This window comes from Pantoea stewartii (genome assembly GCF_011044475.1).
Lineage (GTDB): Bacteria > Pseudomonadota > Gammaproteobacteria > Enterobacterales > Enterobacteriaceae > Pantoea > Pantoea stewartii.
The window spans coordinates 3,115,087-3,136,732 of sequence record NZ_CP049115.1; the positions used below are offsets into that span (position 1 = coordinate 3,115,087).

General features: G+C 54.3%; 22 protein-coding genes. 16 read left to right on the forward strand and 6 right to left on the reverse strand.

From position 1 onward, the window contains the following. Positions 1 to 5: 5 nt before the first annotated feature. The 4 genes from G5574_RS14755 to G5574_RS14770 all read left to right on the forward strand — a co-directional run bounded on the left by G5574_RS14755 (position 6) and on the right by G5574_RS14770 (position 2,911). Positions 6 to 374 (forward strand): diacylglycerol kinase, encoded by a 369-nt coding sequence (locus G5574_RS14755; protein ID WP_006121553.1) that lies wholly within the window; start codon positions 6 to 8, stop codon positions 372 to 374. Between the two features lie 106 nt (positions 375 to 480). Further along, complete coding sequence (gene lexA / locus G5574_RS14760; protein ID WP_006121554.1) at positions 481 to 1,095, forward strand: transcriptional repressor LexA; 615 nt, start codon at positions 481 to 483, stop codon at positions 1,093 to 1,095. Between the two features lie 109 nt (positions 1,096 to 1,204). Continuing rightward, positions 1,205 to 2,527 (forward strand): MATE family efflux transporter DinF, encoded by a 1,323-nt coding sequence (gene dinF / locus G5574_RS14765; RefSeq protein ID WP_164482789.1) that lies wholly within the window; start codon positions 1,205 to 1,207, stop codon positions 2,525 to 2,527. Between the two features lie 171 nt (positions 2,528 to 2,698). Next, a complete protein-coding gene (locus G5574_RS14770) occupies positions 2,699 to 2,911 on the forward strand; it encodes a CsbD family protein (protein ID WP_006121556.1) in 213 nt (70 codons plus the stop codon). Between the two features lie 71 nt (positions 2,912 to 2,982). Here the strand turns inward: G5574_RS14770 and zur are convergent, their stop codons facing one another. Continuing rightward, positions 2,983 to 3,504, reverse strand: coding sequence for a zinc uptake transcriptional repressor Zur (gene zur / locus G5574_RS14775; protein ID WP_033738958.1), 522 nt, complete (start codon positions 3,502 to 3,504; stop codon positions 2,983 to 2,985). A gap of 423 nt (positions 3,505 to 3,927) precedes the next feature. Between zur and G5574_RS14780 the strand changes: the two genes are divergently transcribed. The 3 genes from G5574_RS14780 (at position 3,928) to pspG (ending at position 6,722) form a co-directional block, all read left to right on the forward strand. Further along, a complete protein-coding gene (locus G5574_RS14780; RefSeq protein WP_164482790.1) occupies positions 3,928 to 5,199 on the forward strand; it encodes a conjugal transfer protein TraF in 1,272 nt (423 codons plus the stop codon). Between the two features lie 99 nt (positions 5,200 to 5,298). Then, positions 5,299 to 6,294: a tRNA dihydrouridine(20/20a) synthase DusA gene (gene dusA, locus G5574_RS14785; RefSeq protein WP_058702334.1), complete on the forward strand. Its 996-nt coding sequence runs from the start codon at positions 5,299 to 5,301 to the stop codon at positions 6,292 to 6,294. A gap of 161 nt (positions 6,295 to 6,455) precedes the next feature. After that, positions 6,456 to 6,722, forward strand: a complete 267-nt coding sequence (gene pspG, locus G5574_RS14790; RefSeq protein WP_006121560.1) for an envelope stress response protein PspG — start codon at positions 6,456 to 6,458, stop codon at positions 6,720 to 6,722. Between the two features lie 181 nt (positions 6,723 to 6,903). Here pspG and G5574_RS14795 read toward each other — a convergent pair whose 3' ends face one another. Next, complete coding sequence (locus G5574_RS14795) at positions 6,904 to 7,887, reverse strand: quinone oxidoreductase (RefSeq protein WP_164482791.1); 984 nt, start codon at positions 7,885 to 7,887, stop codon at positions 6,904 to 6,906. Positions 7,888 to 7,983: 96 nt separating this feature from the next. Here G5574_RS14795 and dnaB point away from each other — a divergent pair, with 96 nt between their 5' ends. The 6 genes from dnaB to G5574_RS14825 all read left to right on the forward strand — a co-directional run bounded on the left by dnaB (position 7,984) and on the right by G5574_RS14825 (position 12,909). Further along, the gene (dnaB, locus tag G5574_RS14800) at positions 7,984 to 9,390 is read left to right on the forward strand and encodes a replicative DNA helicase (RefSeq protein ID WP_164482792.1); all 1,407 of its coding nucleotides are present in this window, start codon (positions 7,984 to 7,986) and stop codon (positions 9,388 to 9,390) included. Positions 9,391 to 9,516: 126 nt separating this feature from the next. After that, positions 9,517 to 10,008 carry an Lrp/AsnC family transcriptional regulator gene (locus G5574_RS14805; protein WP_039339069.1) on the forward strand — a complete coding sequence of 164 codons (492 nt, stop codon included), beginning with the start codon at positions 9,517 to 9,519 and terminating at the stop codon, positions 10,006 to 10,008. Positions 10,009 to 10,191: 183 nt separating this feature from the next. Continuing rightward, positions 10,192 to 10,806 (forward strand): YitT family protein, encoded by a 615-nt coding sequence (locus G5574_RS14810; RefSeq protein WP_033738971.1) that lies wholly within the window; start codon positions 10,192 to 10,194, stop codon positions 10,804 to 10,806. 42 nt (positions 10,807 to 10,848) lie between these two features. Continuing rightward, positions 10,849 to 12,042, forward strand: a complete 1,194-nt coding sequence (locus G5574_RS14815) for an amino acid aminotransferase (RefSeq protein ID WP_133745551.1) — start codon at positions 10,849 to 10,851, stop codon at positions 12,040 to 12,042. Positions 12,043 to 12,166: 124 nt separating this feature from the next. Next, positions 12,167 to 12,583, forward strand: coding sequence for a secondary thiamine-phosphate synthase enzyme YjbQ (locus tag G5574_RS14820; RefSeq protein WP_033738976.1), 417 nt, complete (start codon positions 12,167 to 12,169; stop codon positions 12,581 to 12,583). A 2-nt stretch (positions 12,584 to 12,585) separates the two neighbouring features. Then, positions 12,586 to 12,909, forward strand: coding sequence for an MmcQ/YjbR family DNA-binding protein (locus G5574_RS14825; protein ID WP_006121520.1), 324 nt, complete (start codon positions 12,586 to 12,588; stop codon positions 12,907 to 12,909). Between the two features lie 38 nt (positions 12,910 to 12,947). Here the strand turns inward: G5574_RS14825 and G5574_RS14830 are convergent, their stop codons facing one another. Both G5574_RS14830 and uvrA read right to left on the reverse strand, forming a co-directional pair. Next, positions 12,948 to 14,012 (reverse strand): NAD(P)-dependent alcohol dehydrogenase, encoded by a 1,065-nt coding sequence (locus G5574_RS14830; protein WP_033738979.1) that lies wholly within the window; start codon positions 14,010 to 14,012, stop codon positions 12,948 to 12,950. Between the two features lie 227 nt (positions 14,013 to 14,239). Then, a complete protein-coding gene (gene uvrA / locus G5574_RS14835) occupies positions 14,240 to 17,068 on the reverse strand; it encodes an excinuclease ABC subunit UvrA (RefSeq protein WP_164482793.1) in 2,829 nt (942 codons plus the stop codon). 224 nt (positions 17,069 to 17,292) lie between these two features. Here uvrA and ssb1 point away from each other — a divergent pair, with 224 nt between their 5' ends. Beyond that, positions 17,293 to 17,835 (forward strand): single-stranded DNA-binding protein SSB1, encoded by a 543-nt coding sequence (gene ssb1 / locus G5574_RS14840; RefSeq protein ID WP_006121517.1) that lies wholly within the window; start codon positions 17,293 to 17,295, stop codon positions 17,833 to 17,835. 256 nt (positions 17,836 to 18,091) lie between these two features. Here the strand turns inward: ssb1 and G5574_RS14845 are convergent, their stop codons facing one another. Together G5574_RS14845 and G5574_RS14850 are read right to left on the reverse strand one after the other, a co-directional pair. Then, positions 18,092 to 18,664 carry a DUF1349 domain-containing protein gene (locus G5574_RS14845; RefSeq protein ID WP_054634664.1) on the reverse strand — a complete coding sequence of 191 codons (573 nt, stop codon included), beginning with the start codon at positions 18,662 to 18,664 and terminating at the stop codon, positions 18,092 to 18,094. Between the two features lie 93 nt (positions 18,665 to 18,757). Further along, entirely contained in the window at positions 18,758 to 19,276 is a 519-nt protein-coding gene (locus G5574_RS14850) for an isochorismatase family protein (RefSeq protein WP_164482794.1), read from the reverse strand. 126 nt (positions 19,277 to 19,402) lie between these two features. Between G5574_RS14850 and G5574_RS14855 the strand changes: the two genes are divergently transcribed. Beyond that, positions 19,403 to 20,236 (forward strand): AraC family transcriptional regulator, encoded by an 834-nt coding sequence (locus G5574_RS14855; RefSeq protein ID WP_164482795.1) that lies wholly within the window; start codon positions 19,403 to 19,405, stop codon positions 20,234 to 20,236. Between the two features lie 71 nt (positions 20,237 to 20,307). Further along, positions 20,308 to 21,288 (forward strand): DMT family transporter, encoded by a 981-nt coding sequence (locus G5574_RS14860; protein ID WP_164482796.1) that lies wholly within the window; start codon positions 20,308 to 20,310, stop codon positions 21,286 to 21,288. The last annotated feature ends 358 nt before the right edge of the window (positions 21,289 to 21,646 follow it).

A 21,646-nucleotide genomic window follows, 5' to 3' on the forward strand; every position in this document is an offset into this window, starting at 1 on the left:
TTATCATGACAAATAATGTCACCGGCATTACCCGGATTGTGAAAGCGGCTGGCTACTCATGGCAAGGTCTTCGCGCCGCCTGGCAGCATGAAGCTGCCTTCCGCCAGGAAGCCGTAATTTCACTGGCGGCAATTATCCTGGCCTGCTGGCTGGATGTCGATACTATTTCGCGCATCCTGATGATTGGCGCGGTCATGCTGGTGATGATTGTTGAAGTTCTGAACAGCGCCATCGAAGCGGTGGTGGACCGCACAGGGCAGGAACGTCACCCTCTTGCCGGCCGTGCCAAAGATATGGGATCGGCCGCTGTTTTGCTGGCAATAGTACTGGCCCTGTTCGTTTGGGGAACGCTACTTTGGTCGCATTTGCGATAAGCATTCCATCTCCCGTCAAATTACTGATTTTGGCCTGACTTTTGGTTTCCATTTCACCAATACCTGTATATACTCACAGCGACTGTATAAACAACCAGGGGGCGGGATGAAAGCATTAACCAGCAGGCAGCAACAGGTCTACGACTTGATTCGCGACCACATTAATCAAACGGGCATGCCGCCTACGCGTGCAGAAATTGCTGCGCAACTGGGCTTCCGCTCACCTAACGCGGCAGAAGAGCATCTGAAAGCGCTGTCGCGTAAAGGCGTGATTGAAATCGTCTCTGGTGCGTCCCGCGGTATCCGTTTGTTAATGGAAGAAGAACCTTCAGATGGCCTGCCACTCATTGGGCGCGTTGCGGCGGGTGAGCCGTTGCTGGCCCAGGAACATATCGAAACCCACTACAAAGTGGATCCAGACATGTTCAAGCCCTCTGCCGATTTCCTGCTGCGCGTTAGCGGCATGTCAATGAAAGACATTGGCATCATGGATGGTGATTTGCTGGCCGTGCATAAAACGCAGGAAGTGCGTAATGGTCAGGTGGTGGTAGCGCGCATTGACGACGAAGTCACTGTGAAGCGCTGGAAAAAACAGGGATCAGTGGTGCATCTGTTACCTGAAAATACGGATTTTGAGCCTATCATTGTCGATACACGTGCGCAGTCGCTGACGGTTGAAGGTCTGGCGGTTGGCATCGTACGTAACGGTGAGTGGTTGTAACTCTTCTTAAGGTTGGCTCTTTACGTCAACCTTGACGTTACCCAGTCTGCCCCTGTTTTGCCGCTGTGGGTTCATCTGTAACACCAGCGGCGCATTGCACGGACGTTACATGCGCTTCCTGACAGCTACCGATAAAAAACTGTGGCGGCTGGCGCTGCCCATGATCCTGTCAAATATCACCGTTCCTCTGCTCGGCTTAGTCGATACAGCCGTTATTGGCCATCTCGACAGCCCGGTTTATCTGGGCGGCGTTGCGGTCGGGACGACCGTTACCAGTTTCATCTTCATGCTGCTGCTTTTTCTGCGGATGAGTACGACAGGCCTGACGGCTCAGGCGTTTGGCGCGGGCGATAAAACGGCGCTGGCGCGCGCATTGGCACAGCCCCTGATCATTGCCTTACTGGCCGGCAGCCTGTTTATTGCCCTGCGTCATCCTGTTACGGCATTAGCAACCCGCTTTATCGGCGGAGAGGCCGCCGTGCTTAAGCAGGCTGCGCTGTTTATCCATATTCGCTGGCTCAGTGCGCCCGCCATGCTGGCTAACCTGGTGATTCTGGGCTGGCTGCTGGGCGTACAGTATGCCAGAGCGCCGGTCATCCTGCTGGTGGTGGGCAACGTTATCAATATTCTGCTGGACCTCTGGCTGGTGCTGGGGCTGCACTGGGGCGTAGCCGGGGCTGCAGCCGCGACGGCTATCGCGGAATATGCGACGTTGCTGGTCGGGGCACTTATGGTCTGGCGCGTGCTGGCGCTGCGCGGCATCACGCTGCACAGTCTGGTCCATAGCTGGCGTGGCGATATCCACCGCCTGCTTCGCCTGAATCGCGATATCCTGCTGCGTACCTTACTGTTACAGCTTTGCTTTGCCTCTCTGACCGTGCTGGGAACGCGTATCGGACCTGATGTGGTGGCGGTAAATGCCATCCTGCTGATGTTCATGACGTTTACCGCCTATGCGCTGGATGGCTTTGCTTACGCCGTCGAAGCCTTTGCTGGTGAGGCACACGGCGCAAAAGACGGCAGCAGGTTGCAACTGGTATGGATTGCTGCCTGCCGTCAGGCCCTGTCAGTCGCGCTGTTTTTCTCCCTGGTCTATGCTGTTTGTGGCTATCAGATCGTGGCTCTCCTGACATCGATTCCCGCACTTCAACAGGCGGCTGACCGTTTTCTGCCGTGGCAGGTTGTCATGCCGCTGGTTGGCGTCTGGTGCTATCTGCTGGATGGCATGTTTATTGGTGCGACGCGCGGAAGAGAAATGCGCAACAGTATGGCGATTGCCGCACTGGGCTATTTCCTGACGCTGTTAACCGTGCCTTTTATCGGTAATCACGGTTTATGGCTGGCGATAGCCGTTTTTCTGGCGCTTCGCGGCCTGTCACTTTGGCTGGTCTGGCGCAGGCACTGGCGCAATGGCACCTGGTTTAGCGCCTGAGCAACTTGCCTGAAATATGACGCAGGATACATAAAATTTTCATTTTTTCCGGCAAAACTGAAATTAGCTACTACAATTATCTTTGAATGGCGCTATTAAACAGCGCTTTATATCGTAATTTTTCCTGATGGCAAAATAAAACGAAATCGAAGGATGACGTGGAGGTCTGCAATGAATAAAGACGAAGCGAGTGGAAACTGGAAACAGTTCAAAGGAAAAATGAAAGAGAAATGGGGCAAGCTGACCGATGATGACATGCAAGTCATTGAAGGTAAACGCGATCAGCTGGTCGGCAAAATTCAGGAACGTTACGGCTACGCGAAAGATCAGGCGGAGAAAGAAGTAACGGACTGGGAAGGTCACAACAAGGATTACCGCTGGTAATCACGTTATTCAGGGATGCTCCTACCCGGGCCGGTACGCTCATGCCGGCCAGACCGCACAAGGATGTGCAATTAACTTCGTTTACTGCGTTTCTTCCCGTCAGCCTGATGGTCATGATCACAATGTTCATGCTGTTCACAGGCTTCAACTTCCGCACAGTTTTCACATAACCCGTGCGCCTCTATCACGCTATGCCGTAGGACAAAGCTTGCCTCCTGCGCCAGCGATGCGATGATTTTTTCTGCGCCCTGCGCCTGCTTTTCCGTGACCACTGCACAGCGATCGCAGACCAGCATCACCGATGTATGGGCGGGTGCGTCGAAATGGTGACACATCACATAGCTGTTATTGGACTCGACGCGGTGGATAAAACCCTGCTCAAGAAGAAAATCCAGCGCACGGTAGACGGTAGGAGGCTTGGCCTGGGGCTCACTGACACGCAACTGATCAAGCAGGTCATAAGCACTGATCGATCCTGGCTGTCCGGCCATCAACCGCAGGACCTCTGCGCGCTGGGTCGTCAGGCGTACACCGCGCTGTAAACACAGTTTCTCAGCCTGGGTCATGATTTGCTCTGGCGTCATGGTTGACATGGAATTTCTCCGTTTGACAGGTGATGTTATCTTATCACATTAATGATACGTACGATGCACCTTGCCTGTCTGCACCTCCTCCCTTTATCCGTGCTTATCTGTTCCTTACGACTTTGCGCCCGTCTGCGATGCCAATATATGTCAGAATGTTTGTAAATATTTTTTCCTTTTGCTTTACATCTCACTGAGTTAAGAACTAATGTTTAAAAGTTCTTAATAAAGTGCTGGTCCCGGCCTCCTTCTGTTAACGCTTTTTGGACGGTAACCAGACATAACGGATCGAAAAATAATCAATCAATGGAATTGCGCCACTATTTACTCTGAATTCACAGCAATAAAGCGTTAGCCATCCTCCACAATGGGGCTAACAAACTATTCGGTCGTTAATGTTTTAACGGCAATTTTTCAGGTGATGATAAGCAAATGGCAAAATTAACCGTCCCACGTTCCGTTCTGGTTTTCCCTGCAGTGTTTAATGCTCTGGTTTTTTCATCATCCGCGCTGGCCGCGGGAACCTGGTACGATGCCCGTAACGATGCAATGGGGGGAACGGGCGTGGCGTCCTCTACCTACGGGTCTGCCGTTTTAGCTAACCCGGCGTTAATGACCAAAGCGAAGCCCGATGACAACGTCAGCATCATTTTTCCCAGTGCGGGCGCGCAAATTACTGATAAAGACAAAATGGTCGATAAGATCGATAACATTACTGACACGGTAAATCGCTATCAGGATCTGTTTGATAATGCCTCGACGTTAGAGCTGCTGCGCCGTATTCCTGAGATACAGGCTGCGTCAGGGGATCTGGCCAATACGCTCAGAGATTTACGCGGTAACAAAGCCAACGCGACAGCAGGTGTCGCGATTGCAGTCACCGTTCCGAATGAAACGCTGCCTTTTGCCTTTGTCACCAAAGCCTATGGTACGGCGCATGTCCGCGCGAATGTAAAAGAAGGCGATATCGTTATTTTACAAGGCGTGGCTGACGGAACGTTTGCCGGTATTCCTGGCGGTGTATTTGGTCTGCCTAATGTACAAAACTTGCTGGGCTCCAGCGCGAACGGGCTGGCTGCGCTAAATACCGATTATGGTATCGCCGTTGCCCATGAGTTCACGATTGCCGGCCATCCGGTGTCGATTGGTGTGACGCCTAAGCTGCAAAAGACCTGGCTGTATAACTATTCCGCCAGCGTTTATAACTACGATAAAAACGATTTACGGGATGGCCGCTACCGCAGCACCGAAAGCGGGTTCAACGTTGACGCCGGCCTGGCGACGGTATTCGCAGAAAACTGGACGTTAGGCGTGACCGGACAGAACCTGGTATCACGTGACCTGCAAACCAAAGAGGTGAATGGCTATCAGGATACCTATGAAATCCGTCCATTAGTGACGGCGGGTTTAGCCTGGGATAAAGGGCCGGTAACGCTGACAGGCGATGTTGACCTGACCGAAACGCACCGTTTCAAATCTCAGGAAAACAGCCAGTATGTAGGCGTGGGCGCGGAATATCGCGTACTGGACTGGTTGCAGTTACGTGCCGGTTATCGCGCAGATATGCGTTCCAACGACGAAAATGTGGCGACCGCAGGCTTTGGGCTGTCACCGTTCAACAATTCTGTGCATCTGGATCTGGCAGGCTCGGTGGGGCAAAACAATACCTGGGGTGCCATGGCGCAACTCGGATTTAACTTCTGATTCCGTGCCATTAACGGGCGGGCGATACCTTGTCGCCCGCCCTTATGCTATCCTTGCGCAGAATATCATCACTGTTAACCACCGGATCGACTGCGCTTCATGACCGACACTTTTTCCTCCCAACGCTTCTCTGTTGCCCCCATGCTCGACTGGACGGATCGTCACTGTCGCTATTTCCATCGTCTGCTGACCGGCGATACGCTTCTGTATACCGAAATGGTCACCACGGGAGCCATTATTCACGGTAAAGGCGATTATCTGGCCTTTAATGAAGAGGAGCACCCGGTCGCGTTACAACTGGGCGGCAGCGATCCGGCTGCACTGGCGCAGTGTGCGGCGCTGGCTGAACAGCGCGGTTACGATGAAGTTAACCTCAATGTGGGTTGCCCGTCAGATCGTGTTCAGAATGGCCGCTTTGGTGCCTGCCTGATGGCGGAAGCCGGGCTGGTCGCTGACGGCATTAAAGCGATGCGTGATGTGGTGGATATTCCGGTCACGGTCAAAACCCGTATCGGTATCGATGAACAGGACAGCTATGCCTTCCTGACCGATTTTATCGGCACTGTGGCAGAGCGCGGTGGCTGCGACACCTTTATCATTCATGCGCGCAAGGCATGGCTTTCGGGTCTGAGTCCGAAAGAAAACCGCGAGATTCCACCGCTTGATTACCCCCGGGTTTATCAGTTAAAGCGTGATTTTCCACAACTGACGATTGCCATTAACGGCGGCGTGAAAACGCTGGAAGAGGCTAAAACACATCTTCAGCACCTGGATGGTGTCATGATGGGCCGCGAGGCCTATCAAAACCCCGGCATCCTGGCGCATGTCGATCGGGAAGTGTTTGGCCGGGAACAGCCTGCCGCTGATCCGGTGGCGGTGGTGCGCGCCATGTACCCTTATATTGAAGCCGAGCTGGCAAAAGGCACGTACCTTGGCCATGTGACGCGCCATATGCTGGGGCTGTTCCAGGGGATCCCTGGCGCGCGCCAGTGGCGTCGTCACCTTAGCGAGAATGCCCATAAGCCCGGTGCCGATGTGCGGGTACTGGAGGCTGCATTAGCACTGGTCGCCGATAAGATCCCTCAGGAAGCCTGATACAGTTAAACCAGCCAGCCGGCTGGTTTTTTTTCACCATAATCTGGTGAATCTCGCCAGGTTGATTTTGCATACTTCATACTTAACTCATCACTATCAACAGGTTACTTGTTGGCATGGTTCTTGTAATACGTAACGTATTCATCGTGAGGAGTGAACAAATGGACATTATTTTTGTATTCGGTTTCTTCCTGATGCTGTTGCTGACTGGCGTGTCTTTAATCGGCGTCATTGCTGCCCTGGTCGTGGCCACGATCGTGATGTTTGTCGGCGGCATGGTGATGCTGATTGTTAAGGTGCTGCCCTGGCTACTGCTGGCCGTGGCCGCAGTATGGCTCTATCGGCGCTTTTTCACTGACGAAGACACTCGCCAGCGCGTCCTGTACAGGCGCAGGATCCGCAGGCTGGAGCGGAATGGCAGGGGATAAATGTGTGCGTGATCACACAGTGAAAAATTGGTGCTCAGAATATTAACAACAATCATACTTTTTACTTATGTTTTCTGTCAGGATAGCTGTCGTTGATTCATAACATATTCATCGCTTCTGCCCCTACATCAGTGCGAATGAAAAATAAAAGAAGGGCTTCCTGCGGGAAGCCCTTTTTACATCAGGGAATCAGCAGGCTCGATCCCTGCGTCGCGCGGCTCTCCAGCAACTGGTGAGCGCGGCTGGCCTCTTTCAGTGCAAATTTTTGCTGCTCGGGCACATCGACCTTAATGGCGCCACTTGCCAGTAAAGAGAACAATTCTGCACTGGCCGTTTCCAGCTCCTGACGATTGGTGATGTAGCCGAACAGGGAAGGACGGGTAACAAACAGTGAGCCTTTCTTATTTAAAATGCTGAGATCAACATTGGTCACCGGCCCTGAAGCATTCCCGAAGCTCACCATCAGTCCCTGACGACGCAGGCAGTCCAGCGAGGCTTCCCAGGTCGCTTTCCCCACAGAGTCGTACACCACGCCAACCTTCTTGCCGCCGGTCAGCTCACTGACCCGTTGTGCAATGTCCTCTTGCTGATAATTAATGGTGGCCCAGGCTCCCGCGTTTTTGGCCAATGTCGCCTTTTCGGCGGAGCCGACGGTGCCGATCAGATGGGCGCCGAGCGCTTTTGCCCACTGGCAGGCAATCAACCCCACGCCACCCGCCGCGGCATGAAACAGAAAAATTTCGTCGGCTTTGACCTTATAGGTCTGTCGTAACAGGTACTGCGTCGTCAGGCCTTTCAAAAAACTGGCGGCAGCCTGCTCGAAACTGATGGCGTCGGGTAACAGCATCAGACGGTCTTCCGCCACGTTATGCAGCTCGCTGTAAGCCCCGAGTGCGGCCTGGCAGTACACGACGCGATCGCCGGGTTTGAAACGCGTGACCGCCGATCCCACGCGGGTGACCACACCCGCCGCCTCGGTGCCCAGACCAGAGGGAAAATGACCTGTCGGATACAGCCCGCTGCGCACGTAAGTATCAATATAGTTAATGCCAATCGCGCGGTTTTCGACCTGGATTTCATTATCGGCGGGATCGGCAGGCTCAAAATCAATCCAGGTCAGGACATCCGGGCCGCCGTGTGCGTTGAACTGAATACGCTTTGCCATGCTTACTCCTGTGATTGTTTCATCATGAAGGTGAGGCACGCCCCTTAACTGAGGTATACTTGCGCGTCCCCACAGAAGATCGGTAATGCATTCACTATGGCAGGAAATAAACCCACCAACAAATCGAACGAAACGCAGGATCGCCAGTTAGAAGGCGTGAAAATGCCCCCGCATTCGCTGGAAGCGGAGCAGTCGGTGCTGGGTGGGTTAATGCTGGATAACGAGCGCTGGGACAACGTGTCCGAACGCATCGTGGCAAATGATTTTTTCAATCGCTCGCACCGTCTTATTTTCTCAGAGATGCAGCGCCTACTGGAAAACAGCAAACCTATCGACCTGATTACGCTGTCAGAATCGCTGGAAACGCGCGGCGAACTGGAGATGGCCGGCGGATTTGCTTACCTGGCTGAGCTGGCGAAAAACACGCCCAGTGCGGCGAACATCGGCGCTTACGCGGATATTGTGCGTGAACGTGCGGTCGTGCGCGAAATGATCGCCGTGGCGAATCAGATAGCCGATGCCGGTTATGATCCCCAGGGGCGCAGCAGTGAAGACCTGCTGGATTTTGCCGAGTCGAACGTATTTAAAATCGCTGAGGCGCGGGCTAACAAAGACGATGGCCCCAAAAACATCGAACAAATTCTGGAAGCGACGGTTTCACGGATTGAGTCGCTGTTTCAGACGCCGCACGATGGCGTCACGGGCATCGATACCGGTTATCAGGATCTGAATAAGAAAACGGCCGGGCTGCAACGCTCAGACTTAATTATCGTGGCCGCACGTCCCTCAATGGGTAAAACCACGTTCGCCATGAACCTGTGTGAAAACGCGGCGATGCTGCAGGACAAACCGGTACTGATTTTCAGTCTGGAGATGCCCAGCGAACAGATCATGATGCGTATGCTGGCCTCCTTGTCGCGGGTTGACCAAACCCGTATTCGTACCGGTCAACTTGACGATGAAGACTGGGCGCGCATTTCCGGCACGATGGGCATTTTGCTGGAAAAGAAGAATATGTATATCGATGATTCTTCTGGCCTGACGCCGACCGAGGTCCGTTCCCGCGCGCGTCGCATTTATCGTGAAAACGGTGGCCTCAGTCTGATCATGATCGACTACCTGCAGTTGATGCGCGTGCCCGCATTGTCAGATAACCGTACGCTGGAAATCGCCGAGATTTCCCGTTCATTAAAAGCGCTGGCAAAAGAGCTTAACGTGCCCGTGGTGGCGTTATCTCAGCTGAACCGCTCCCTGGAGCAACGTGCCGATAAACGTCCCGTAAACTCGGATCTGCGTGAATCGGGTTCGATCGAGCAGGATGCTGACCTGATCATGTTTATTTATCGTGACGAGGTTTATCACGAAAACAGCGACCTGAAAGGGATCGCAGAGATCATTCTGGGTAAGCAGCGTAACGGCCCGATCGGTACCGTACGCCTGACATTTAACGGTCAGTGGTCACGCTTTGATAACTATGCAGGCCCGCAGTACGACGACGAATAATCCGTCACTGGCCTGCCATGCACGATCTGTGCATGGCAGGCAGGACCGTGCAAAATAGTGTTGGACAACGTCGCAGTGAATCGGGTTATCTGTAGCAAAGCGACACTGACACGCGACGGAAACAGCATGACGCACGTAGACGATTACGATCTAAAAATCCTTACTCTGCTCCAATCTAATGGCCGTTTGACCAATCAGGAACTCAGCGATTTGGTCGGTCTTTCTGCTTCACAATGTTCACGTCGGCGTATCAATCTTGAACAGGCCAACCTGATTCTTGGCTATCACGCACGGCTGTCGCCGGACGCGGTGGGGCTGGGCATTGTCGGACTCATTGAAGTGCGGCTCATTAACCATACTGCTGACTATGTCGACAGCTTCCATCGCATGGTGGAACAGGAAGACGCAATTATTGATGCCTATAAAACCACCGGTGATGCCGACTACCTGCTGAAAGTCGCCGTGGCCGATTTGGCCTCACTGAGCGCGGTAATCAGCCAGCTGTTAGCCGGTCACCAGAGCGTTTCCCATGTCAAAACATCGGTGGTACTGGGCAGACTCAAAGAGAACGGATTAATGATGGGCGAGCAGCAGGCTGTGCGCCAAAAAAGAGCATAATGCGCGCAGGTGGTGCATGATGTGGCGGAATGATGCGTTTTTTATGCGTATTTGAGTCGTGCAATGCACAATCGACCTCCCCGGCGGGGCAGTAAAATCCGGTAAGACGCTTATGCCTGAGCGCCTGCACAGGCTGGCGCAGTTATTGCATTGGTGCTGCATCATTCGCACTGAGACTGCTTTATGGACAACATTGTACAACCCGCCGATATTCCTCACTCTCGCCTTGAAGATGCGCTGGCTATCCTGCTCGGCACTTTAATGGTCTCGTTTGGTGTGCTCATGCTGAAGCAGGCAGGCGCATTGACCGGCAGCACGGCTGGGCTGGCATTCCTCATCAGCTATCTTTCGCCCCTGTCATTTGGCAGCGTTTTCTTTGTAATCAACCTGCCGTTCTACTGGCTGGCTGTGAAGCGAATGGGCTGGGAATTTACGCTAAAAACCTTTTGTGCCGTGGGGCTGGTGTCGCTTTTTACCCATCTTCATCCCCTGTTTATGCATTTTTCCACACTGAATCCTTTTTATGCGGCATTGTTCGGTAACGTCATCATGGGGATTGGGTTTATAGTGTTGTTTCGCCATAAAGCCAGCCTGGGCGGGATCAATATCCTGGCGCTCTGGCTGCAAGACCGTTTCGGCATTCGCGCCGGTAAACTGCAAATGGCGGTCGATACCTGCGTGGTGCTGGCCTCGCTGTTTGTCGTCAGCCTGCCGATGTTGCTTGCGTCCATTGCGGGCGCGGTGGTACTGAATATGATCATCGCAATGAACCATCGTCCCGGGCGGTACAGGGTTTAATCGCCCTTTTTTATTTCAAGAACAATCATGGAGATCTGCACCGTGTTCCAGAACGTTGATGCCTATGCTGGCGACCCGATTTTGTCGCTAATGGAAGCCTTTAAACAGGATCCGCGCGAGCATAAAGTGAACCTGAGTATTGGGCTTTATTACAACGAGCAAGGCATCATCCCTCAGCTGCAGGCGGTGGCTGATGCTGAAGAGCAGTTACGTGCCGAACCGCAGCAGGCTTCGCTCTATCTGCCTATGGAAGGATTAAATACCTACCGCAACGCGATAGCGCCACTGCTGTTCGGGGCCGATCATCCCGTATTAAAAGCGGGCCAGATCGCCTCGATTCAGACCCTGGGCGGCTCAGGTGCGTTGAAAGTCGGTGCGGATTTCCTGAAGCGTTATTTCCCGCAGTCCAATGTCTGGGTCAGCGATCCGACCTGGGAAAACCATATCGCTATCTTTAACGGTGCCGGTTTCGAGGTGAAGACCTATCCGTGGTATGACCCGGAAACCAACGGCGTACGTTTTGATGCCTTCCTGAGCACGCTTAAAACCCTGCCAAAGCAAAGCATCGTGCTGCTGCATCCGTGCTGTCATAACCCAACCGGGGCCGACCTGACCAATGCGCAGTGGGACGAAACCGTTGCCGTGCTGAAAGCACAGGAGCTGATCCCGTTCCTGGATATCGCTTATCAGGGCTTTGGTGCTGGCATGGAAGAGGATGCGTACGCGATGCGTGCGGTTGCTGCGGCAGGTCTGCCTGCGCTGGTCAGCAACTCCTTTTCAAAAATCTTCTCGCTGTATGGCGAGCGCGTCGGCGGCCTGTCTGTGGTATGTGACAGCGCTGAAGAGGCCAGCCGCGTATTAGGTCAGCTCAAAGCGACCGTCCGCCGTAACTATTCCAGCCCGCCAAACTTCGGCGCACAGGTTGTGGCCCGCGTGTTAAACGACGCTACGCTGAAAGCTAACTGGCTGGCCGAGGTCGAAGCCATGCGGTTGCGCATTATCGACATGCGCCAGGCGCTGGTACAGGTGATGAGTACGGCGCTACCCGGTAAGAACGTCGACTACCTGTTGAAGCAGCGCGGGATGTTCAGCTACACCGGCCTGAGTGCGCAGCAGGTGGACCGCCTGCGTGAAGAGTTTGGGATCTACCTCGTCGGCAGCGGCCGTATGTGTGTGGCAGGTCTGAACAGCAAAAACGTGCATCAGGTCGCGGAAGCCTTTGCGGCAGTAATGTAATTCCGCACACAATCTTCCCCGGGCCGCCAACCTTGTTGGCGGCTTTTTTATTTTTACGGATCGGGTTTACCTTTGCGCCACATTCTGCACACTTAACTGTGTCTCACAGATTCAGGAAAAAAGTATGTGGTATCAACAAACGTTGACCTTAAGCGCAAAATCGCGGGGTTTTCACCTCGTAACGGAAGAGATTGTGCAACAGTTGCCCGCACTCCGTGATATCCACACCGGATTACTCCATTTGCTGTTGCAGCATACGTCGGCTTCACTGACGCTGAATGAAAACTGCGATCCGACAGTGCGGAGCGACATGGAACAACACTTTATGCGCCATGTCCCGGAAGCGGCTCCTTATCAACACGATTACGAAGGCCGTGACGACATGCCCGCCCACATTAAGTCGTCCACGCTGGGCGTTTCACTGATGCTACCGGTGCAGCGTGGACAGCTGGTACTGGGCACCTGGCAGGGCATTTGGCTGGGGGAACATCGTATTCATGGCGGAGCCCGACGTATTGTGGCGACCTTACAAGGGGAATGAGTATGAATAATTCGGACTTACTGACGTACTGCATGAGCAAACCCGGCGCAGAGCAGAGCGTTCACAGCGACTGGAAAGCTACGCAGATCAAGAGCAACGGCGTGCTGTTTGCCATGGTGCATGAAGTCAAAGGGCGTCCGGCGGTGTCACTCAAATCCTCGCCCGCGCTGGCAGAACTGATGCGGGATGAGCACAGCGATGTGTTTCCCAGTGAACATCTGAATAAATCACACTGGAACACGCTGTTTTTAGACGGCACGCTGAAAGATTCGCAAATTTACTATCTGGTGGATGCCTCTTTTCAGCAGGCAGATACCGGGCGGTAACGGCCCTTTCCCGGCGTGGGAAAGGGCACAGGACAGGATTATGCCGCTGCGTTTTTACGCAGCGTATCGATATCAATGACAAAGCGATATTTTACATCGCTCTTCAGCATACGTTCGTAAGCCTCGTTGATCTGATCCATGGCGATCAGCTCAATATCTGACGTGATGCCGTGTTTGCCACAGAAATCCAGCATCTCCTGGGTTTCAGCGATACCGCCAATCAGCGAGCCAGCGATGCTGCGGCGTTTAAAGATCAAATTGAAAACCTGTGGCGCGGGATGATCGTGTTCAGGCGCGCCGACCAGAGTCATATTGCCGTCACGCTTCAGCAAGGTGATAAACGGATTAAGGTCGTGTTGCGCCGCCACTGTGTTAAGAATGAAGTCAAAACTGTTGGCATGTTGCGCCATCTGGTCGGCATCTTTCGAAATGACCACTTCGTCTGCGCCCAGACGTTTTCCGTCTTCGATTTTTGACGGTGAGGTGGTGAATAACACGACATGCGCGCCCATCGCGTGAGCAATTTTTACGCCCATGTGCCCCAGTCCACCCAGCCCCACGATCCCGACTTTTTTACCCGGGCCGACATTCCAGTGACGCAGCGGTGAATAGGTGGTGATACCGGCACACAGCAGCGGTGCCACACCGGCCAGCTCCAGGTTTTCTGGAACGCGCAGCACAAAGCTTTCATCCACTACCATAGAGGTGGAGTATCCACCGTAGGTGATAGCCCCTGTCTGGCGATCCTGACCGTTATACGTGCCGACAAAGCCATTTTCACAGTACTGCTCCAGACCTTCCTGACAACTTGGGCAGCTGCGGCAGGAATCAACCATACAGCCAACGCCGACCAGGTCGCCGACTTTGTACTTCTGCGTCTCGGGGCCGACTGCGGTCACGCGGCCAACAATCTCGTGTCCCGGAACCACAGGAAAAATGGTGTTTTTCCACTCATTGCGCGCCTGATGCAAGTCAGAATGACAAACGCCACAAAACAGCACGTCAAGCTGTACGTCATGAGCACGAAGCTCACGCGGTTTGAAATCAAACGGTGCCAGTTTGGACTTTGCATCCTGAGCAGCATACGCATGGGTAATGTTCATGGTGTCTCCAGTTAAAGTGTGTCGTGATTTTTCGATCAACGCCGCAGCATAACGCGCGCAGCAAGAAGGTGACGCCAGGGGCGTACCAAAGGGGAACGAATTAAGGATAGTCAGGGGAGGGAAAAGCGTATATGCCTATATGTGTCTGAATCTTGCCTGATCCTGCATTTTTCAGGGTAAATTGTGCAATCCCTGTAAGAAGGCCCGCGTGATGCGGGCCTGCGATTTTATTTTTTCAACAAGGGCTTAAGGAAGCGGGCCGTATGTGATTTTTCACATTCGGACACGGTTTCTGGCGTGCCTGCCACCAGAATTTCACCGCCGCCACTGCCGCCTTCCGGCCCCAGGTCGACAATCCAGTCCGCCGTTTTCACGACGTCGAGGTTGTGCTCAATGACCACGATGGTGTTGCCCTGATCGCGCAGTTGATGCAGCACTTCGAGCAGTTGCTGGATATCGGCAAAATGTAACCCGGTGGTGGGCTCATCCAGAATATACAACGTCTGTCCCGTGCCGCGCTTCGACAGCTCACGCGCCAGCTTGACGCGCTGCGCTTCACCACCGGACAGGGTGGTGGCCGACTGACCCAGGCGGATATAGGACAATCCAACGTCCATCAGCGTTTGCAGCTTACGCGCCAGGGCAGGAACGGCATCAAAGAACTCACGTGCTTCCTCAATCGTCATTTCCAGCACTTCGTGAATGCTTTTGCCTTTGTATTTAATCTCCAGCGTTTCACGGTTATAGCGTTTGCCTTTGCACTGATCGCACGGCACATAAATATCCGGCAGGAAGTGCATTTCCACTTTCAGCACGCCGTCGCCCTGACAGGCCTCACAACGTCCGCCACGCACGTTAAAGCTGAAACGGCCTGGGTTATAACCACGTGAACGTGATTCAGGCACGCCGGCAAACAGTTCACGAACCGGCGTAAAAATACCGGTGTAGGTGGCCGGGTTAGAGCGCGGCGTGCGGCCGATGGGGCTCTGGTCGATATCGATGACTTTATCGAAGTGCTCCAGACCGGCGACATCGCGATACGGTGCTGGCTCAGCAATGGTGGCCCCGTTCAGCGCGCGCTGGGCAATCGGGAACAGCGTATCGTTGATCAGCGTCGACTTCCCTGACCCGGACACGCCGGTGATGCAGGTAAACAGGCCAACAGGCAGCGTTAAGGTGACGTCCTTCAGGTTGTTACCGCGCGCGCCCGTAATTTTCAGGACCTTCGAGGGATCGCCCTTCACGCGCGTTTCAGGCACGGCGATTGCGCGTTTGCCGCTGAGGAACTGGCCGGTCAGCGAAGCTTCTTCCGCCATAATCTGCTCAACCGTACCTTCCGCGACGATAGCGCCACCGTGCACGCCCGCGCCAGGACCGATATCGATCACGTGGTCGGCGGCGCGAATCGCGTCTTCATCGTGCTCGACCACAATCACGGTATTACCCAGATCGCGCAGGTGAATCAGCGTGCCCAGCAGGCGCTCGTTATCGCGCTGGTGCAGGCCGATTGACGGTTCATCCAGTACGTACATCACGCCGACCAGACCGGCGCCAATCTGGCTTGCCAGACGGATGCGCTGGGCTTCACCGCCCGACAATGTTTCTGCAGAACGCGACATCGACAGGTAGTTCAGGCCGACATTGACCAGAAAACTCAGGCGATCGCCGATCTCTTTCAGCACTTTTTCCGCGATTTTAGCCCGCTGACCACTGAGTTTCAGATTTTCAAAAAACGCCATGGCATGACCGATGCTCATGTCTGAAATGGTCGGCAGCGTGGTGTTTTCGACATAGACGTGGCGCGCTTCACGACGCAGACGCGTGCCTTCACAGCTGGCGCAGGCGCGATTGCTGATAAATTTCGCCAGTTCTTCGCGTACCGCTGAGGATTCCGTCTCTTTATAACGGCGCTCCATATTGTTCAGCACGCCTTCGAACGGATGGCGGCGCACAGACGTGTCGCCACGGTCATTAATATATTTAAATTCAATCGTTTCTTTGCCGGAACCGTACAGAATGACTTTCTGCACGCTGTCCTTGAGGCTGTTAAACGGCGCTTCTATATCGAAGTCGAGATGATCGGCGAGTGAGCGCAGCATCTGGAAGTAATAGAAGTTACGACGGTCCCAGCCACGGATGGCGCCGCCTGCCAGCGACAGCTCTGCATTTTGCACTACGCGATCGGGATCGAAATATTGCTGCACACCCAGACCGTCACAGGTCGGGCAGGCACCGGCGGGGTTGTTAAACGAAAACAGGCGCGGTTCCAGCTCACTCATGCTGTATCCGCAAACCGGACAGGCAAAGTTCGCGGAGAAGAGCAACTCTTCTGCCGCGCTGTCGTCCATATCGGCCACAATCGCGATACCGCCAGAGAGTTCCAGCGCCGTTTCAAAGGATTCCGCCAGGCGTGTCGCCAGATCATCGCGGACTTTAAAGCGATCGATAACCACTTCAATGGTGTGTTTTTTCTGCAGTTCCAGCTTAGGAGGATCGGAAAGATCGCACACTTCGCCGTCGATCCGGGCGCGGATGTAGCCCTGCGTCGCCAGGTTTTCCAGCGTTTTGGTATGTTCACCTTTGCGATCTTTCACGACCGGTGCCAGCAGCATCAGACGGCGACCTTCGGGCTGTTCAAGCACCTGATCGACCATCTGGCTCACTGTCTGAGCAGCCAGCGGGACATCATGATCCGGGCAGCGCGGTTCACCCACGCGGGCAAACAGCAGGCGCAGATAATCGTGAATCTCCGTAATCGTGCCTACCGTCGATCGCGGGTTATGCGAGGTCGACTTTTGCTCAATGGAGATGGCCGGCGACAAACCCTCAATATGATCGACGTCCGGCTTCTCCATTAAAGACAGAAACTGGCGCGCATAGGCAGAGAGCGACTCCACATAGCGGCGTTGACCTTCCGCATACAGCGTATCAAACGCCAAAGAGGATTTACCGGACCCGGAAAGGCCAGTAACCACAATGAGTTTGTCGCGAGGGATGGTCAGGTTGATGTTTTTCAAATTATGGGTGCGGGCACCACGAACTTCGATCTTATCCATTCACCTTTCCCGGATTAGCTGCACTCACCGCGCCCTGTGACACGGCCAGAATAAACGCATCATTATGGCACAAAAAATAGACTGAATAAATATCCAGTAGTTTTTTGCTTTTTTCCGGCAGATGATTAAAAATGGAACACCGCTCGAAACTGGGAAACCAGGCGCGGGACGTGTTAGAATTGATCGTTTAGAGTTGACGTAATCATTCATCGGGAGACAGCAACATGGCCAGTCGTGGCGTTAACAAAGTGATTCTTGTCGGGAATCTGGGTCAGGATCCGGAAGTACGTTACATGCCAAATGGTGGCGCTGTCGCCAACATTACGCTGGCTACCTCTGAGAGCTGGCGCGACAAGCAGACCGGTGAAAACAAAGAGATCACCGAATGGCACCGTGTCGTGCTGTTTGGCAAACTGGCGGAAGTGGCGGGCGAATACCTGCGTAAAGGTTCTCAGGTGTATATTGAAGGCCAGCTGCGCACCCGTAAATGGCAGGATCAGGGCGGTCAGGAACGTTACACCACGGAGGTGGTTGTCAACGTGGGCGGCACCATGCAGATGCTGGGTGGACGTCAGCAGGGCGGTAACGCGCCAGCAGGCGGCGGTCAGGGCAACAACAACGGTTGGGGCCAGCCTCAGCAACCGCAGCAGGGCAATAACAACCAGTTCAGCGGCGGCGCACAGTCTCGTCCGCAGCAGCAGCCCAGCGCTCCGGCCAGCAACAATAACGAACCGCCGATGGATTTTGACGACGACATTCCGTTCTAAGCCGTCTGTCAGTCTCTGTTGCAGAAAGCCCCATTACCGGGGCTTTTTTGTTTTGTTGGGGATGTCTGGTTTAACTCTGCACCACTTCCCGCCTTTCACGCACATCGTGGCGTGGTTTATCCAGCGCCGGGACTGGAGGCGCGATGACCCGGCATGACCTGGCCGAAATAGATGGCCTGTATCCTGAAAGCCCGGGCAAGATCGGGCACGGGCGACAAAAAACATGTCATCACATCTCTGGACGACGCGCCCGCCGTTAACTTAAATCATGCAGTGCTTTATCCAGCGGCGGCGTCAGAAGCATGTCGCGGAAGGTGACCGCCAGGCCGGCACGCTCCGGCGTGCAACACATAGCACCTATCCTGAGCGGACCGGGTGGAAAATAGCTCAGACGTAATAAAGGCCACGTTTGTCCGTCTGCCGAATACTGCAGTCTCAGGCTGTCACCTTTACGCGTCAGCCGGAGCCAGAACGCTCGCGGATCGCCAGGAAATATCCCCGTTGCCCAGTCGGAATGGCCGAGCGTCAGCACGCTGCCAATGGCGGGCGCACCATCGTTATATTCAATTCCTGCTTTTAGCCAGTGCTGTGCGTCGCGTATCAGCATCAGTCCGGCCTGATCGTACAGCGTGGTAAAGTCTGCGCAGATTTTGAGCTGAAAAGTCATGTCGCCGTCCACCTCCGTGGCAAAGACATGGCCGGAAAAGCGCTCAAACCCGTACCAGGTCTTGTGCCAGAAATCGGTCTTATCATCGGTGGTGACCTGTAGCGTACCGTTCTGGCACTGCCACGTTGCAGGCTCATTGATCCAGGCAAACGACTCAAACATAGCGCCTCCAAAATCGGCCATAACTGGCCGGGCTGATGCGACTCAGGATGAAGAAAGAGTCAGATGGTCTGATACGGATGAAAGCGTGATCGCTTAACGCCACCCGGCCAGCACGGTATCGGTATCGATCACGCGTGGTACGTTACCCGGAAGACTTAAGCCCGCCCAGACTTCATTATGCTGGCCAATTAACTGTTCCGCACTGGCACAGGTCCGGTCGGCGGTGGTATGGGCGTCAGCGGCGACGGTGATGCGATAGCCCAGTCCTGCGCCGACCTTGATGGTGGTGTCGACGCAGTAATCGGTGGCACACCCACAAATAACAAACTCATGAATAGCCAGCTCACTCAGCAGTGAGGCCAGGGACGTCCGCCAGAAACTGTCGCAGGCTGTCTTGGTAATAAAGTGCGCATTCCGGGATTGAGCCATCTCGGGTAACAGCGCAAAGGCCTGGCTGCCTGGCACCATGTCGCCTTCGCTGTGCTGAATAAACAGCGTAAGATCAGCCTTTTCGATGAGGCGGTTAATCTGCCTGACCCGGCCAGCCCGATCGAAACGCGGCGTGGTGAATACGCCATTTTGCATATCAACTACCATTACAACACGCTGCATGATGTTTCCTCGTCAGTACACCTGTTAAGCAGTGTCATGTATTCAACCGGGGATGACAATCTTTGCATTTCATCCCCTTTTAACGGCATGCTTGCAGATTCTGCCAACCAGATAAGGAGCGATAACGTGGAAGGCGTTCCAGCTGTTTTTCCCTGTGAAAAAGATCGTGCGCTGTTTAGGCAGTTGCCTGAACTGCCGGGCGTGGAACTTTACCAGGCGCATATTTCCCGTTATGCCTTTGCTCCGCATACGCACGAAGCCTTTGGCATCGGCACCATCGAGGCCGGGGCACAGCGCTTCCGTTACCGCGGTACGCACTACACTGCCCCTGTCCATTCTCTGGTCATGATGAATCCTGATGAGCTGCACACCGGGGAGTCGGCCTGCGAAACGGGCTGGCGTTATCAAATGATCTACATCCAGCCTGACTGTATGGATGAGCTGAGTGGCGACCGTGGCTGGTGGTTCGGGGATGCGCTGCGAACGGACGTGCGACTTGCGCAGCCTGTGTCGCAGTGTCTGGCGGCGCTGTGGCAGGCCGATACGGCCCTGGCGCGTTATAGTCTGCTGTCAGACCTGCTGGTGCGCATCCGTCCACAGGCCCGTATGGCCTCAGCGCGTAAAGTCGATGCCAGACACCGTTTTGATGATGTGCGCGACTACCTGCGCGCCCATCTTGGGGATCCGGTCAGGCTGGACACACTGGCGGCATTAGCGTCGTTATCACCGTGGCATTTCTTACGCGCCTTCCGCGATCATTTCCATGTCACGCCCCAGCAAATGTTAATGGCTTACCGGCTTTATGAAGCCAAACAGATGCTTGCCAGGGGTGAGGCCATAGCCAGCGTCGCGGCAGCGGTAGGCTTAACCGATCAGGCGCATCTGACCCGTGCGTTTACCCAACGTTACGGCATTACACCGGGCCGCTATCAAAAGCAGATCGCGCCACATACGTCCTGACCGCAATTTGCTACAAGGCATGCTTACCTGTTTGGTTCACACTGAAGCAAAAAGACAGACAGGAAAAAGCCATGTTGACAGGAATAATGTTTGCCCTTGCCGCAGGCATGATGTGGGGGCTGATTTTTGTTGGACCGGTCATCGTCCCGGATTATCCGGGCGCGTTGCAGTCAGCCGGGCGCTATGTCGCGTTTGGCCTGGTTGCGTTGCCGCTTGCCTGGCACGATCGTTTCCGACTGCGCCAACTGAGCGCCGCCCACTGGCGGGAAGCATTAAAGCTGTCGCTGGTTGGCAATCTCTTCTATTACGCTTTTCTCGCCAATGCGATTCAGCGAACGGGGGCTCCGGTCTCCACGATGATCATTGGTACCTTACCGATCGTCATCGCCGTCACTGCAAACCTCTGTTATGGCCATCTTGAAGGACGGCTCTCATGGCGACGGCTTATCCCGGCACTGCTGGTGACGGGCGCAGGCCTGGTTTGCGTTAATGCGGCGGAATGGCAACTCCAGGGGGCAACGCTCAACGGCCAGCGTTATCTGACCGGCATTGCCCTGGCGGTGATGGCGGTGGTGTGCTGGACCTGGTATCCGTTGCGCAATGCGCGCTGGTTACACAACCATCCTCAGCTCAAGGCCGCGACCTGGGCCACCGCGCAGGGCATTGTGACCTTACCGCTGGCACTCATCATGTATGCGCTGGTCAGCATACAGCTGGCGTGGCAACAGCCTGATTTTGCGCTGCCTTTCGGCCCCCGGCCTTTGGTGTTTATTGCATTAATGCTGACGATTGGCCTGCTGTGCTCATGGGCCGGAACGTTATGCTGGAATGCGGCCAGCCAGCGACTGCCTACCGTATTGATGGGGCCACTCATCGTCTTTGAGATTCTCTTTGGCTTGCTATGGACGTTTATCTGGTATCAACACTGGCCACCTGTTCTGACAATGATCGGTATTATTTGCCTGATCGTTGGCGTGATTTGGGCGATGCGCATCAAGCCACAACCCCGCGTGACCGCCCTGAACAGGAAATCATCTGAACGTCCCGGATAATGAATAATTACTGGGAGTGATATTCACGCTTTTTCGGATTATACCGAGGTGTAAAACGGCGAAATAAAGCCGCCTCGGTAATCTGCCGGGTTTAAATCTTCCTCAAAACCGCCACTCAGCCATGCCGTATTTATCCACGCAGGCGGCTTCCGCCCCATTAACAGCAAGATAATCGCACATATTGCTCAATAAATAGCCAGAAAACGGCCGGGTAAAGCGCGTTTATTCCTCAAAAAGCGGACAGATGAAGGTAAAGCGCTAACCCGCACCCAGCTTTTATGTTTAAAAAACGGGGAAAACATACCGTTTGGCTAAGAGAAATCCTTATCAGAAACCACCTTTTACTTCAGGCAGCCTT

Coding starts and splice junctions, on each gene's coding strand:
- G5574_RS14755 (WP_006121553.1), top strand. CDS start 6: ATGACAAATAATGTCACCGGCATTACCCGGATTGTGAAAGCGGCTGGC.
- lexA (WP_006121554.1), top strand. CDS start 481: ATGAAAGCATTAACCAGCAGGCAGCAACAGGTCTACGACTTGATTCGC.
- dinF (WP_164482789.1), top strand. CDS start 1,205: ATGCGCTTCCTGACAGCTACCGATAAAAAACTGTGGCGGCTGGCGCTG.
- G5574_RS14770 (WP_006121556.1), top strand. CDS start 2,699: ATGAATAAAGACGAAGCGAGTGGAAACTGGAAACAGTTCAAAGGAAAA.
- zur (WP_033738958.1), bottom strand. CDS start 3,504: ATGTCAACCATGACGCCAGAGCAAATCATGACCCAGGCTGAGAAACTG.
- G5574_RS14780 (WP_164482790.1), top strand. CDS start 3,928: ATGGCAAAATTAACCGTCCCACGTTCCGTTCTGGTTTTCCCTGCAGTG.
- dusA (WP_058702334.1), top strand. CDS start 5,299: ATGACCGACACTTTTTCCTCCCAACGCTTCTCTGTTGCCCCCATGCTC.
- pspG (WP_006121560.1), top strand. CDS start 6,456: ATGGACATTATTTTTGTATTCGGTTTCTTCCTGATGCTGTTGCTGACT.
- G5574_RS14795 (WP_164482791.1), bottom strand. CDS start 7,887: ATGGCAAAGCGTATTCAGTTCAACGCACACGGCGGCCCGGATGTCCTG.
- dnaB (WP_164482792.1), top strand. CDS start 7,984: ATGGCAGGAAATAAACCCACCAACAAATCGAACGAAACGCAGGATCGC.
- G5574_RS14805 (WP_039339069.1), top strand. CDS start 9,517: ATGACGCACGTAGACGATTACGATCTAAAAATCCTTACTCTGCTCCAA.
- G5574_RS14810 (WP_033738971.1), top strand. CDS start 10,192: ATGGACAACATTGTACAACCCGCCGATATTCCTCACTCTCGCCTTGAA.
- G5574_RS14820 (WP_033738976.1), top strand. CDS start 12,167: ATGTGGTATCAACAAACGTTGACCTTAAGCGCAAAATCGCGGGGTTTT.
- G5574_RS14825 (WP_006121520.1), top strand. CDS start 12,586: ATGAATAATTCGGACTTACTGACGTACTGCATGAGCAAACCCGGCGCA.
- G5574_RS14830 (WP_033738979.1), bottom strand. CDS start 14,012: ATGAACATTACCCATGCGTATGCTGCTCAGGATGCAAAGTCCAAACTG.
- uvrA (WP_164482793.1), bottom strand. CDS start 17,068: ATGGATAAGATCGAAGTTCGTGGTGCCCGCACCCATAATTTGAAAAAC.
- ssb1 (WP_006121517.1), top strand. CDS start 17,293: ATGGCCAGTCGTGGCGTTAACAAAGTGATTCTTGTCGGGAATCTGGGT.
- G5574_RS14845 (WP_054634664.1), bottom strand. CDS start 18,664: ATGTTTGAGTCGTTTGCCTGGATCAATGAGCCTGCAACGTGGCAGTGC.
- G5574_RS14850 (WP_164482794.1), bottom strand. CDS start 19,276: ATGCAGCGTGTTGTAATGGTAGTTGATATGCAAAATGGCGTATTCACC.
- G5574_RS14860 (WP_164482796.1), top strand. CDS start 20,308: ATGTTGACAGGAATAATGTTTGCCCTTGCCGCAGGCATGATGTGGGGG.